Source organism: Arthrobacter sp. 9V (assembly GCF_902506065.1).
Taxonomy (GTDB): domain Bacteria; phylum Actinomycetota; class Actinomycetes; order Actinomycetales; family Micrococcaceae; genus Arthrobacter.
On sequence record NZ_LR732912.1, the window covers coordinates 61944 to 75540 of the forward strand.

Genomic DNA, 13597 nt, shown 5'->3' on the forward strand with positions numbered 1-13597 from the left:
TCCCGTGTTGAGGGCGCAGAGTAGGCCTCGCAACGTCCGGCCTTCGCGTTGTGGGGCCCGCTTTGCGTGGTTGGTCCCGTGTTGAGGGCGCAGAGTAGGCCTCGCAACGTCCGGCCCGGCAACGCAATCTAGGATTGGTATCCATGACCGACTCCGCAGTTACCCCGCAAGCCAGCGACCAGTATGTGCAGTCGCTGGCGCGTGGGCTGTCGGTGATCCGGGCGTTCGACGCGAACAACCCGGTGATGACCCTCAGCGAAGTGGCGGCCCGCACGGACCTGACGCGCGCAACTGCCCGCCGTTTCCTGCACACCTTGGTGGAGCTGGGCTACGTCCGTACGGATGGCAAGACGTTCGCGCTCACTGCCAAGGTGCTGCAGCTCGGTTACTCGTATTTGTCGGCGTTGTCTTTGCCCCAGCTGGCACAGCCGCACTTGGAACAGCTGAGCCTGAAGCTGGGGGAGTCCACCTCCGCCGCAGTGCTGGATGGGCCGGACATTTTCTACGTTGCCAGGGTGGCCACCAAACGCATCATGAACGTGGGCATCACCGTTGGCACGCGCTTCCCGGCTTATGCAACGTCCATGGGCCGCGTCTTGCTCGCCGGATTGCCCCAGGCCAAGCTGGAAAACTACCTGGCCAAGGCCGAACTGACAGCCCTTACCCCGCGGACCGTCGCCAGCGCCTCCGACTTGAGGGCCGCCGTCGAGCAGGTCCGTGCGCAAGGCTGGTGCCTGCTCGACCAGGAGCTGGAAATCGGTCTGATGTCCATCGCAGCGCCGGTGTGGAATCACAACAATGGCGACAACGTGGCGGCCATCAACGTGTCCCTGCAGGCCCAGGCGGTGGCTGCCCAGCCGGATCCGGCGAAGTACCTGGATTCAGTGCGTGCCGAAGTGGTGGCAACTGCCCACGCCATCTCGCAGGACGTTTCAGCCAAGCATTAGCTTGGCGAAAACTACTTCCTCCGGATTGCCGCCAGCCGCGTCTCCAAGATCCGGCGCACCATGGAGTCCGGCACGGGGTTGTCCGCAGAAAAGCGCAGCGTCCCCGGAGACCACGAGTAACCGCCAAGCTCCTCCGACATTTCCGGCAGGATCTGCCCGCTGAATGGGTACAGCGCCAGATGCTTCTTGGTTTCGAGCACGCTCACCAGGCCCTTGCCATCAACCAGCAGCGCAGGCATGCCGTAGCTGACGCCTTCTTCGGCGTCCGGCGCGAGCTCGCGGGCGATCCCCACAATCCGCTCAAGAATGCCGCGATTGCCGGCAGAGACGCTTTCCAGATATTCGGTGACGGTTCCCATTGCCCAATCCTGCGCCCAAGTCGGGATTTTTTGTACATCAAATGCCCCTAAACCCGCTTCTAAGGGGCATTAGCTGTACAAAAACTCCAGAGTGTTTAGCGCTCCGGGATCACCGCGATGCCCTGGATTTCGATCAGGGCCTCTTTCTGCCACAGGCGCGTGACGCCGATTCCGGCCATGGCGGGGTACTGCGAGCCGGCCATTTCGCGCCAGATCCGTCCGATTTCGCGGCCGTTGGCCATGTAGTCGTCCACGTCCGTGAGGTAGATAGTGACGTTGACCAGGTCTTCGGGCTGTCCGCCGGCCTCGCGCAGCGTGGTGATCACGTTGGAGAAGGCTTGCGTGAACTGCTCCACGATCCCGCCGGGGACGATCTTCATGTTCTTGTCCAGGGCCGTCTGCCCGCCGAGGAAAACGGTGTTGCCGGCCAGGATTCCGTGTGCGAACCCTGATGGTTTGGGCAGCGATTCCGGGTTGATCGTTGTGTGGCTCATGCTGTTCCTCCTCGTTGTGGCAACTGCAAAAACTTTTGGGAAGCCTCTGTGCAGATCATTTCCGCCGTGCTACGTTGAGCATATGTGACGATCGTAAAAAAGTCGACACATCACAAAATCTCGAAGGGATCACCGTAATGAAACTAGCCACCTTGCGCACGGCCGGAGGAAGTACGACGGCGGCACTCGCCACGGGCGCCGACTCTTACCTCACGCTGCCCGCACTGGACGTCGGTGACCTGTTGGCCCGGCCGGACTGGCGCGCTGTGGTGGAAGGAGCAGCCGCATCCAAGGAACAGCAGATCATCGGAGCAGCTGATGCCGATCTTGCACCACTCCTTCCCCGCGCCGGCAAGGTGATCTGCTGCGGCCTGAACTACGGTGACCACATTCAGGAGATGGGCCGGGAGCTGCCGGAGTACCCCACGCTGTTCGCCAAGTATGCGGACACCCTGATGGGTGCGGACGACGCTGTGGAAGTCCACGGCAGCGTCCGCGTCGACTGGGAAGCCGAGCTGGCCGTCGTCGTGGGTTCCGAGCTGTACCGGGCGGATGAAGACCAGGCCCGTGAGGCGATTGCCGGGTACACGGTTGCCAACGACGTCTCCATGCGTGACTGGCAGAGCCGGACGCTGCAGTGGTTCCAAGGCAAAGCCTGGGACCGCAGCACCCCTGTAGGTCCGGTCATGGTCACCGCGGATGAAGCCGGGGAAGACTTCGAGGTCCGCGGCTACGTCAACGGCGAGCTTGTGCAGCAGGGAAACACCAGCACCCTGGTGTTCGGCCCCGCGCAACTGCTGTCCTACATTTCGCAATTCACCGTCCTGCGCCCCGGCGACCTCGTCCTCACGGGAACGCCCGGCGGAGTGGGCATGGGAATGACCCCGCCGCGCTTCCTCAAGGATGGCGACGTCCTGACCACCGAAATCGACGGGATCGGCCGGCTGGAAAACCGGTTCAGGATCCACGCGCACGCTGCAGCAACCGTCTAACAACAAAGGAGAACCCCCATGAGCCAGAGCACCACCGAATACGTCCTCGAAGGCGACAACTCCATCTACGCCCAGGCGGACGGCAAGGTTGTCCCCGTCGTCACCCGTGCCGGCGCGGAAGACACCAACACGGCCCAGTCCGGCGACTGCATCCGCGTCTCCGGTGTGAGCATCCAGCACACCCCGGCAACCAAGATCTGGTTCGGCCAGGTGTCCAACACCCCCGGGTACCGCTCCCTCCCGCACCACCACGGCGAGGCCGAAACAGGCGGCTACGTACTCCGGGGGCACGGCCGGATCTACTTCGGCGAGAACTACTCCGAGTTCCTGGATATGAAGGCCGGCGACTGGGTTTTCGTGCCGCCGTTCATGCCGCACGTTGAGGCCAACATGTCCGTCACCGAGGAACTCGTCTGGCTCACCGCGCGCACGCCGGAGAACCTCGTGGTCAACCTCGAGGACGTGGCCGACGAAACCCTCGCCGACTACCGCCGGGCCTAAACCATGATCACTGGAACCCTCACCTCAGAGACCTTCCTTCGGGCTGTCGAACTGACGGAAACAGAGCCGCAGGTCTTCGACGAAGCCTATGAAGCAACCACCCAGTACGTGCCGTGGCCCAAGGCTTACGGTGGAGACATGGTGGCACAGGCTGCGGCCGCAATGATGCGGTCCGTTGATGCTGACAGGACTCTGCACTCGATGCACAGCTACTTCATGCGCCCTGTGGATATCGGTTCCAGTGTCCGCTACGAAGTGGAGCGCTTGCGGGATGGTCGCGGGTACTCCACCCGCACGGTCCGGGGCTTCCAGAACGGAAAGCCTGTATATGCCGCGATGGGTTCCTTTCAGGTTCCCGAGAACGGACCGGACTTCCAGCCCGAGGCTCCTGCCGCCGTCGAGCCTGAATCGCTGAGGTCAGCGGCGGAAGCACTGGATGGCGTGGACGGCAAAGCAGCGGAGTACTGGTCTGCGGGCCGAAGCTTCGATATGCGCCATATTCCCGGTCCGGTATATATCGAACTGGAAGGTGGCTCGGTTCCGCAGCAGGCCATTTGGGTCAAGGCTTTCGATGCCCTGCCTGACGACGCCGACATCCACCGCACGGCGTTGGCTTACGTCTGCGATTACACGATTTTGGAGCCACTGCTCCGGGTGAACGGCCTCAACTGGTCCAGCCCGGGACTCGCCACCGCCAGCCTGGACCACTCCATGTGGTTCCACCGCGACGGTCGCGCCGACGACTGGGTGCTGTACGCCCAGGATGCCATCTCCGGCCAAAGCAACAGGGGCCTCGCCATGGGCCGCTTCTTTGATCGGCAAGGAAGGCTGCTCGCCACGGTGGCCCAAGAGGGCATGATCCGTGCCGGCGCCTGAACAGCTTTTGTACCTCCCAACCATCAGCTTCAACGACGCACCACTGAAAGGAACGGCCATGAGCATGATGCCATCGGCCCACGTGGACACGTTCACCCGCGACCACCTGCCGCCCGCCGATACCTGGCCTGCGCTTGAATTCACCCTCCCTGAACTCCATTACCCCGAGCGGCTCAATGCTGCTGCCGTGCTGATCGACGACGCTGTTGAACAGTTCGGCGCTGACCGCCCCGCCCTGTGGACACCCGACGGCTCTGTGTGGACCTATGGTCAGCTCCAGCAGCGTTCCAACCAGGTGGCCCAGGTCCTTACCGAAGACCTCGGCGTCGTGCCCGGCAACCGCGTGTTGCTGCGCGGGCCCAACAACCCCTGGATCGTGGCCGCCTGGCTTGGTGTGCTGAAGGCCGGCGCCGTGGTGGTCACCACCATGCCCATGCTGCGCTCCACGGAGGTGGCCACCCTGATCGGCCTCACCAAGCCGGTAGTGGCTATCTCGGACCACCGGTTCGTGGACGAACTCTTGGTGGCCGCCGGTGATGAGGTCACCGTCCTGACGTACGGGGCCGGCAACGGATTCGACGACGACGGCGACCTCGCCTCGCGCTGCGGGCACAAGAGTGGCAAGTTCACGGCTGTGGACACCGCCGCTGACGACGTTGCCCTGCTGGGCCCGACGTCGGGCACCACCGGCGTGCCGAAGGTGACCATGCATTTCCATCGGGACATCCTGGCCAACGCAGACACCTTTGCACGGTACATTCTGCAGCCTACCGCCGATGACGTGTTCGCGGGTTCCCCGCCGTTGGCGTTCACCTTCGGGCTGGGTGGCCTGGTGGTCTTCCCGCTCCGGTTCGGCGCGTCCTCGCTCCTCACGGAAAAGGCCGGACCGGTTGAACTGGCCGAGCACGCTTCCAGGGCCGGGGCCACCATCCTTTTCACGGCACCCACCGCCTACCGGGCCATCCTCAAGGAAAACAGGGGAGACCTGCTCCGCGGCCTGCGCATGGCAGTTTCCGCGGGCGAGCACCTTTCCAAGGAAACATGGGAAGCCGTTCAGGCAGCCACTGGTTTGCGCCTGGTCAACGGAATCGGTGCCACAGAGATGCTGCACGTCTTTATTTCCGCGGCAGGGGATGACATCCGCCCCGGAACCACTGGTCGAGCGGTGCCGGGTTTCCGCGCCACCATCCTGGACAATGATGGCAACGAGCTCGGCCCTGGAAACATTGGCCGGCTGGCCGTTATCGGCCCCACCGGATGCCGTTATCTGGATGATGCCAGGCAGGCAAACTATGTGGTCCGCGGCTGGAACGTCACCGGCGATACGTTCTCCATGGATGCTGACGGGTACTTCACCTACCAGGCCCGCTCGGACAACATGATTGTCTCTTCCGGCTACAACATCGGCGCACCCGAGGTTGAAACGGCCATCGACCAGCACCCGGATGTGGTGGAGAACGCAGTCATCGGGATTCCGGACGAAGAGCGCGGCAGCATCGTCTGCGCGTTCGTCGTGCTGCGCGAAGGCGTCACCGGCGATGCCACCAAACGCAAGGAAATCCAGGACTTCGTGAAGCAGACCATCGCCCCGTACAAATACCCCCGGGACGTGCGCTTCGTCAACGAACTTCCGCGCAATCCCAGCGGGAAACTCCAACATTTCAAGCTCCGCGACGGCCTCATGAAGGCGAACGCGAGCCAGACCGAACAACTTACCCCCGCCGGCCAGAGCCAGGCCTGAGAAGGAGCAACACCATGAAGATCGCAATCGTTGGAGGCGGCCCCGGCGGCCTGTACTTCGCAGCACTGATGAAGCAACTGGACCCGTCGCACGACATCACCCTCTGGGAGCGTAACGCTGCCAGCGACACCTTTGGCTTCGGCGTCGTGTTTTCCGATGAGACGCTCGGTGGCATCGGCAATGCTGACCCGGTGGTGGCTGAATACATGAGCCGCCGTTTCGCCCGCTGGTCCGACATCGACATCCACTTCCGCGACCAGATGATCACGGTGGGCGGCCAGGGCTTCGCCGCCATGAGCCGCAAGGAATTGCTGGAGCTGCTGCAGCGCCGTTGCATCGAACTGAACGTGGACGTGCGCTTCAGCACGCTTGCCCCGGCCGTCGAGGAACTCGAAGCCAACTACGATCTCGTGTTGGCCGCGGACGGCATCAACTCGCAGATCCGCGCCAAGTACGCTGACTCCTTCAAGCCGAACCTGGATCCGCGGACCAACAAGTTCATGTGGCTCGGAACCAACCAGGTGTTTGAGGCCTTCAAGTTCTTCGTCAAGGAAACCGAGTGGGGCGTCATGCAGATCCACGGTTACCCGTACTCGGACGAGGGCTCCACGTTCATCGTGGAAATGCACCAGGACGTGTGGCACGCTGCCGGCTTCGATGAGACCGCCAACGACGTCTTCCCTCCCGGTGTCTCGGATGAGAAGGCGATTGCCAAGATCCGGGAGATCTTCGCCGAGGAACTGAACGGCTACGAGGTACTCACCAACAACTCCAAGTGGATCAACTTCACCACGGTCCGCAACGAGAGCTGGCGTCACAACAACGTGGTGCTGCTGGGCGACGCTGCCCACACAGCGCACTTCTCCATCGGCTCCGGAACCAAGCTGGCCATGGAGGACTCGCTGGCATTGGCCGCTTGCCTGCACGAGCACGCGGACATCGAAGCCGCGCTGGAAGCCTACGAAACCGAGCGCCGGCCCGTGGTGGCGTCCACACAGCGCGCGGCCCAGGCATCCCTTGAATGGTTCGAGCGGATCGGACAGTACAAGGACCAGGACCCCACCCAGTTCGCATTCAACCTGCTCACCCGCAGCCGCCGCATCACCCAGGAAAACTTGCGCCTGCGCGATCCCGAGTTCGCCGACGCCGTGGACCGCGACTTTGCGCAATCCCAGGGACTGACAGAGGTGGCCCCGGCCATGTTCCAGCCGTTCCGCATTGGCGGGTTGGAGCTGAAGAACCGGATTGTTGTCTCCCCGATGGACATGTACTCAGCCACGGACGGTATTCCGGGCGACTTCCACAAGGTCCACCTCGGTTCCAAGGCCCTTGGCGGTGCGGGCCTGGTGATGACCGAAATGGTCTGCGTTTCCGCAGAAGGCCGCATCACTCCCGGCTGCAGCGGCCTCTACACCGACGAGCAGCGTGACAGCTGGAAAGAAATCGTGGACTTTGTTCACGGCCGTTCCACCGCCAAGATCGGTGCCCAGCTGGGTCACTCCGGCCGCAAGGGCTCCACGAAGCTCATGTGGGAAGGCATCGACCAGCCACTCGAGTCCGGCAACTGGACCGCCGTCGGCCCTTCGGCGCTGCCGTACAGCCCGCAGAACCAGACGCCTGTGGAGCTGGACCGCGCGGGCATGGATGCCATCAAGGCCGAGTTCGTCGCTTCCGCAGTCCGTGCCGACCAGGCAGGTTTCGACCTCCTGGAAATCCACGCCGCCCACGGCTACCTCCTGTCCTCCTTCCTCTCGCCGGTGTCCAACAAACGGACGGACGAATACGGTGGCAGCTTGGAGAACCGGCTGCGGTTCCCGTTGGAAGTGTTCGACGCCGTCCGCGCGGCCTGGCCTGTCGGCAAGCCGGTGACGGTGCGCATCTCCGCCACGGACTGGATCGAGGGTGGCAACACGTCGGATGACTCTGTGGAAATCGCCCGCGCCTTTGTTGAGCACGGCGCTGCCGGCCTGGACGTTTCCACCGGACAGGTTGCCAAGGAAGAGAAGCCCGCCTTCGGCCGCAGCTACCAGACGCCGTTCGCCGACCGTATTCGTCAGGAAGTTGCCGCACCGGCAGGCGTGGCCGTGATCGCCGTCGGCGCCATCTCCACCTACGACGACGTGAACTCGATCCTCCTCGCCGGGCGTGCAGACCTTATCGCTCTGGGCCGCACTCACCTCTACGATCCCCAGTGGACGCTGCATGCTGCCGCCGAACAGGAATACCAGGGGCCCGGCGCTGACTGGATCCCGCAGTTCCGCGCCGGCCGGCGCAAGCCACCGAGCTCGCGCACTGACGCCGTCCGTCCGCGGCTGTCCCTGCTCAAGGAGGCGGACATCCAGGAATCCAACACCCACCTGCGCTGGACGCCCGAGTCCGCCACGGCATCGGTTTTGGTGAAGTAGCCATGGCCACCGCACCCGTCAACAACTGGAACGTGCCCAAGAAGACCACCGGCCTGGTGCTGTTCTGCTGCTGGCTCGCGATCCTCGCCGAAGGTTACGACGTCGGCGTCCTTGGAGCCATCCTTCCCGCACTTGCCGAGTACAAGGAATGGAACCTCAGCCCCTTGGCCCTCGGGGGACTAGGCTCATATGCCTTGATCGGCATGCTTATTGGCGCCCTGTTCATCGGCACGCTCAGCGACCTCGTGGGCCGCAAGAAAATGCTCTTGGCGTCCATGGTGATCTTCACGATTACCCAGGCCGGCGCAGCGTGGGCGCCTACTCCGGAATTGTTCGGCATCTTCCGATTGATCGGCGGGCTGGGCATGGGCGGTGTCATTCCGGTGGCAGCAGCCCTGACCATCGAGTACTCGGCACCGAACAAGCGGTCCTACAACTATGGACTCATGTACTCCGGGTACTCGCTGGGTATTGTGGCTGCCGCACTCGCTGCCCTGTTTGTCCTGCCCGTGGGGGGATGGCGTGCAGTCATTGCGATCGGCGCTGCGCCGGTGGTGTTGCTCCCGATCATCTGGAAGTTCCTCCCCGAGTCCTTGGAATTCCTGGAGTCAAAGGGCCGGAAGTCCGAGGCCAAGGCATTGGCTGCCAAGCTGAACATCGCCGACTACAAGCCTGTTGTTCCTGTGGCCCCGGCAGCCGGCGTCCAAGCCGACCCATGGTGGAAAACCATCACCACCATGTTCTCCCGCAAGTACCTGCGCTCCACCGTGTTCTTCTGGATCTCACTGTTCTGCGGCCTGGTCCTTGTCTATGGCCTGAACACGTGGCTGCCGAGCATCATGAAGAAGGCCGGCTATGACCTCGGCTCGTCCCTGACGTTCCTCCTGGTCTTCAGCCTGGCTTCCGCAATCGGAGGCCTGCTCTTGGGGCGCGCTGCAGACAAGTACGGCAAGAAGCTCATCCTGGTGGTCTTCTACATCCTGGGCGGTCTGGGCATCATGCTGCTGGTTTTCCCCAACACCATGGTGGTCAACCTGCTGTTCGTGGCATTCGCAGGTGTGGGTTCCATCTCCACATCGCTGGTCCTCACCGGCTACATCGCCGATTACTACCCGGCCAAGGTCCGCGGCACGGCAACAGGTTGGGCGTTGAGTTTCGCCCGATTGGGTGCTATTTCAGGTCCGTTGATCGGTGGCTGGATCGCGGGCTCGAAGCTCCCCTTCGAAGCCAACTTCGCCATCTTCGCCGGCATTGCAGTACTGGCCGCCGGTGCTGTGGCAATGATTCCCAAGCCACAGCCCGAGGCGCCCATTGCCGCCGTCGACGTTGATCCTGACGACGTCGCGCTGAGCGCGCGCTAAGGAGCAATCGTGGAAAGGTTTCCGGAGGCGAGCGTCGAGCGAACGGTGGAGTGGGTGGACACCGACGCCTCCGGGCACCAGCACAACTCAGCCATCCTGCGCTGGGTTGAGGCTGCTGAGGCCGAGCTCTTCCGTTCGCTGGAGTTGCCCGATTACTTCCCCAGCGCTCCGCGGGTGCAGCAAGTGATCAACTACAAGGCCAAGTTGTGGTTCGGCCAGCGGATCACCGCCACGGTGAAGATCAGCGCACTCGGCCGGACCTCCATGACCATGTCTTTTGAGGTAGCGTCCGACGCCGGTGAGGTGGCCGCGTACGGGACCGTCACCACCGTGCACGTCCCCAACGGAACGGCCACTGCCCAGCCCTGGCCGGAGCATCTGGTCCGCGCCGTCAAGACTGCACAGGAGTCCTAACCCCTCCGCCGAGATGGCAGATGATGACCATGTTTGCCTCTGGGACGGGCATTAACTGCCATCTCGGCGTGTGGGGCGGGGCGGTTCCGGCCTCGGCGTGTGGGGCGGGGTGTGGCTAGCGCAGGCCCTTAAGGATGTTCTTGGGCCGCTGCATCTCTCCGTGCTTGGCGCCAAGGATGATCACCCAGGCAGCGAATGCCGGAATGGCCCACTGGAGCGCCTTCAGCTGGGTTTGGGCGCTCTTCAACTCATCCGATGCGCCGGCGCGCGGTTCCGTGGCACCCTTGGCGCCTTCCTCGGAGAGCTCATCAACCTTCTTGCCTACAACACCTGCATACAAGGTGACGGCGGCTCCAGCCAAGGTCACCACCGTTTTGTATACAGTGTTTGCGGCGACGCTGTCCTGCTTGGCAATCCGGCCTTTGTTTTCCCAGGCGATGGCCAGATCCGAGGCCAGGTGTCCGGCGAAAGCTGCTGTCTGAACGGGAGCCCATTTTCCCCAGCCCTTGCTTGAGAGGCGGGTGCGCTCGGTGGGGTCTTTGGCTTCTGCGGCGGCACCGTTGAGTCCGATGGCACCCATCAGGGAGCCGCCGAACCATGCCGCGGCGGTGAGGTCGTGAATGGAGCGGGCTACGAGATTTCCTGCCATGATTTGCTTCCTATCGTTGATACGGAAAGGACCTTCCGAGGCGATGAACCTCGAATCAGCGTGGTTCTATAGTAAGCATCCTTACTATGAAGCGGCTAGTTCGGAGGTCTCCCAAGAGCCCGGCATCCCGCGACACTCCAGTTAATCCCCATGTTGCCCCCGATTATGGGGCATTAAGTGCCAACTCGGCGGGGACTGGCGCCATGCCTATGATGAACTGGACTGGCGCCGGAACTGCGGCGCGGAAATGAGGACCCTTCGATGCTCGCCGTCCCGGCACCCCCGGTGCGCCACCAGCAACTACTCGTCACCATTTTTGGCCTCTACGGGCGGAATGCCGGCGACGCCTTGCCGGTATCTGCACTGATCTCCATGCTGGGCTCACTCGGGTACGATGCTCCGGGCGTGAGGTCTTCAGTCTCCAGGCTCAAGGCCAAAGGTGTCCTAAAAAGCGTCCGCGAGGGCGGGATCGCCAAGTACAAGATTGCGGAGTCCGTCAGCGATGTATTCCGGGAAGGTGACCGGCGGATCTTCGCGCCGGAGCAGCCCGCGCCGGTTGATACATGGGTGCTGGCGGTCTTCTCGGTGCCGGAATCCATGCGAAATCGCAGGCACCAGCTGAGGTCGGAGTTGCTCGCCCTTGGCTTTGGCTCAGTAGCCAACGGCGTGTGGATCGCACCCGCGCAGAAGTTGGAGCAGGCCCGGGAGCGGCTCACTGCCAGCGGGCTGATCGAATTCGTGGACCTTTTCCGGAGCGACTACGTCTTTGATGGCCCCATGCGGCCCAAGATTTCCGAGTGGTGGGACCTCAAAGAACTCGATGAGCAGTTCACCGAATTTCTTGAGCTCTACGAGGGCGCGGAGCAGCAGTGGACCGAGCTTGTGGGCAGCGATCCGGAGGCTGCCCTGGCTGAATCCACCGAAGAGCTGCGACGTGACGCCTTCCGCTATTACATTCCCATGCTCACCATGTGGCGTAAGTTTCCATACCGGGATCCAAACCTCCCCACGGACTACCTTCCGCCCGAGTGGCATGGGCCGGCGGTGCGCAGGACCTTCCAGGCGGTTCATCGCCTGGCGGCTCCCCTTGCCGCAGCCCATGCGCATGACGTCATTGCCGAGGCCTTGAACCCGGCTGCGGCCTGAGCCCGGCGGCGGCCTTGAACCCGGCCGCCGCTGAGCCCGGCTGCCGCCTGAGCCCGCTACTCGCCGATGCGGGGTGCGTCGATGATGCCGAACACTTCACCCTGCGGTGCTTGAATGATGGCCATGCGTCCCAGTGGGCTCTCGGTGACGGGCATCAGAAGACGGGACCCGAGCTCCACGGCCCTATCCGCCGTGCCCTGGACGTAATCGCTGGCAAACCAGGCGAGCCAATGGTTGGGGATGCCGGCAGCAAGGCCGGTGTCATGCTGCACGCCGCCCACTTCCCGGCGGTCCAGTGGCCTCCGAATGGTGGAGTAGACGAGGCCTTCTTCGGCAACGTCCTGGTAGCTGACGTCGAAGACCTCGGAGTAGAAGGCCCTGGCCGAGGCGAAGTCACGGGTGTGGAGTTCGTTCCAGCACAGCGCGCCGTGTTCATTGACCCGTTCAGCGCCGATGTGGGTGCCTGCTTGCCACACGCCGAAGGTGGCGCCCACGTTGTCAATTGCCAACGCCATCCGGCCGGATTCCATGACATCGAAGGGAGGGGCAATAAGCTCTCCTCCAGCTGCATGGATCTTTTGGGCGGTCATGTTGACGTTGTCCGATGCCAGAAATGTGGTCCATACGCTCGGCGCTTCAGGGGCCGGCTTGGGCCCTACGCCCGCTACCGCCCGCCCGCCGAGGTGTGCAAGCGAGTACTCGCCGGAGTCTTGGCCGCCGTCCACGAAATCCCATCCGAAGAGGTCGCCGTAATAGCCTTTGGCTGCTGCGAGGTTGTCTACGCCCAGGTCCACCCACATGGGCGTCGCTGCGGGCCAGCTCGAGATTTTGGTGGACATGGAACTCCTCGGGTTTGGGCGCTTTGGGGCAGCTGCCTCCCCGTATGCCCGATGCGCCAGGCGTTCGGAGAGGCAGCCACCCATACAGTGCGCCCTGATCCCGATTCGTGACACGCTTTCGGCCACAAATCACGGCACCCGCAGACTCGTGAGGCGGCAAGCGAAAGCCGCCTGCCGCCGTCGTGCGTTCCGGGTTAGACGGTGCGCGTTGCCTTGGCGAGGTTCTCGCGGAGTTCGTCCGCGTTCTGGCGGATGACGTAGGCCGGGCGGTCGCGCTCTACGCGCCAGCTGTCCTCCAGCGGCCCCACATTGACGGTGTCAAAACCGAACTCGTCGTAGAGCTTGGTGACGAGTTCGGCAGCTTCCGGGAAGTCGCTCGCGGTGGCGAGTGCCCGACGGTTGGCGGTGCCTGCAGGGGTGCCGTCAGTGGTGATGTCCTTGGCGAAAATGTGGTTGAAGCCCTTGGCCACCTTGGACGTGGGAAGGTGCTTTTGGAGCAGTCCCGAGGTGGTGGCTTCGCCGTTGTCCAACTCCGGAATGCGGCCGTCGCGCTCCCAGTAATAGTTGTTGGTGTCGATCACGATCTTGCCTTCAAGCGGCTCAACGGGGAGGTCCTTGTAGTTCTTCAGAGGGACAGTTACGACGGCGAAATCGCCTGCCGCTGCTGCCTCGCCTGCTGTTGCGGCCCGGGCGCGCGGCCCGAGTTCGGTCACCAGCTCGCTGAGGGTTTCAGGCCCCCGGGAGTTGCTGATGACCACGTCATAGCCAAGTTCCACTGCTTTACGGGCGACTTGGCTGCCAATGTGTCCTGCACCGATGATTCCGATTGTTGTCATATTTGGGCCAACAAGAAGTTGCAGCCGCCTATTTCCC

Annotated in this window: 14 protein-coding genes; 9 read left to right on the plus strand and 5 right to left on the minus strand. The window is 63.1% G+C overall.

Annotated elements, in window-relative coordinates:
- The first annotated feature begins 143 nt into the window (after positions 1 to 143).
- Entirely contained in the window at positions 144 to 947 is an 804-nt protein-coding gene (locus tag BACI9J_RS00310; protein ID WP_159732117.1) for an IclR family transcriptional regulator domain-containing protein, read from the plus strand.
- An 11-nt stretch (positions 948 to 958) separates the two neighbouring features.
- Here the strand turns inward: BACI9J_RS00310 and BACI9J_RS00315 are convergent, their stop codons facing one another.
- Positions 959 to 1306, minus strand: coding sequence for an iron chaperone (locus BACI9J_RS00315; protein ID WP_159732120.1), 348 nt, complete (start codon positions 1304 to 1306; stop codon positions 959 to 961).
- Positions 1307 to 1401: 95 nt separating this feature from the next.
- A complete protein-coding gene (locus BACI9J_RS00320) occupies positions 1402 to 1800 on the minus strand; it encodes a RidA family protein (protein WP_159732123.1) in 399 nt (132 codons plus the stop codon).
- Between the two features lie 137 nt (positions 1801 to 1937).
- Here BACI9J_RS00320 and BACI9J_RS00325 point away from each other — a divergent pair, with 137 nt between their 5' ends.
- The 7 genes from BACI9J_RS00325 to BACI9J_RS00355 are packed head-to-tail and all read left to right on the plus strand — an operon-like array spanning position 1938 to position 10090.
- Positions 1938 to 2792 (plus strand): fumarylacetoacetate hydrolase family protein, encoded by an 855-nt coding sequence (locus BACI9J_RS00325; protein ID WP_159732126.1) that lies wholly within the window; start codon positions 1938 to 1940, stop codon positions 2790 to 2792.
- 18 nt (positions 2793 to 2810) lie between these two features.
- Positions 2811 to 3293: a cupin domain-containing protein gene (locus BACI9J_RS00330; protein WP_026541145.1), complete on the plus strand. Its 483-nt coding sequence runs from the start codon at positions 2811 to 2813 to the stop codon at positions 3291 to 3293.
- A 3-nt stretch (positions 3294 to 3296) separates the two neighbouring features.
- Positions 3297 to 4169, plus strand: coding sequence for an acyl-CoA thioesterase (locus tag BACI9J_RS00335; protein WP_159732129.1), 873 nt, complete (start codon positions 3297 to 3299; stop codon positions 4167 to 4169).
- Positions 4170 to 4227: 58 nt separating this feature from the next.
- Positions 4228 to 5910 (plus strand): AMP-binding protein, encoded by a 1683-nt coding sequence (locus BACI9J_RS00340; RefSeq protein ID WP_159732132.1) that lies wholly within the window; start codon positions 4228 to 4230, stop codon positions 5908 to 5910.
- Positions 5911 to 5924: 14 nt separating this feature from the next.
- Entirely contained in the window at positions 5925 to 8315 is a 2391-nt protein-coding gene (locus tag BACI9J_RS00345; RefSeq protein ID WP_159732135.1) for a bifunctional salicylyl-CoA 5-hydroxylase/oxidoreductase, read from the plus strand.
- Positions 8316 to 8317: 2 nt separating this feature from the next.
- Positions 8318 to 9676, plus strand: a complete 1359-nt coding sequence (locus tag BACI9J_RS00350) for an MFS transporter (RefSeq protein ID WP_159732138.1) — start codon at positions 8318 to 8320, stop codon at positions 9674 to 9676.
- A gap of 9 nt (positions 9677 to 9685) precedes the next feature.
- Positions 9686 to 10090, plus strand: coding sequence for an acyl-CoA thioesterase (locus BACI9J_RS00355; protein ID WP_159732141.1), 405 nt, complete (start codon positions 9686 to 9688; stop codon positions 10088 to 10090).
- A 115-nt stretch (positions 10091 to 10205) separates the two neighbouring features.
- On the opposite strand, the gene BACI9J_RS00360 is transcribed toward BACI9J_RS00355, so the two are convergent.
- Positions 10206 to 10739, minus strand: coding sequence for a hypothetical protein (locus tag BACI9J_RS00360; RefSeq protein WP_159732144.1), 534 nt, complete (start codon positions 10737 to 10739; stop codon positions 10206 to 10208).
- Positions 10740 to 11000: 261 nt separating this feature from the next.
- On the opposite strand from BACI9J_RS00360, the gene BACI9J_RS00365 reads away from it, so the two are divergent.
- Complete coding sequence (locus BACI9J_RS00365; RefSeq protein ID WP_159732146.1) at positions 11001 to 11885, plus strand: PaaX family transcriptional regulator; 885 nt, start codon at positions 11001 to 11003, stop codon at positions 11883 to 11885.
- Between the two features lie 56 nt (positions 11886 to 11941).
- Here the strand turns inward: BACI9J_RS00365 and BACI9J_RS00370 are convergent, their stop codons facing one another.
- Both BACI9J_RS00370 and BACI9J_RS00375 read right to left on the minus strand, forming a co-directional pair.
- The gene (locus BACI9J_RS00370; protein ID WP_201296466.1) at positions 11942 to 12724 is read right to left on the minus strand and encodes a VOC family protein; all 783 of its coding nucleotides are present in this window, start codon (positions 12722 to 12724) and stop codon (positions 11942 to 11944) included.
- A 194-nt stretch (positions 12725 to 12918) separates the two neighbouring features.
- Positions 12919 to 13560 (minus strand): NADPH-dependent F420 reductase, encoded by a 642-nt coding sequence (locus BACI9J_RS00375; protein ID WP_159732148.1) that lies wholly within the window; start codon positions 13558 to 13560, stop codon positions 12919 to 12921.
- Positions 13561 to 13597: the final 37 nt, after the last annotated feature.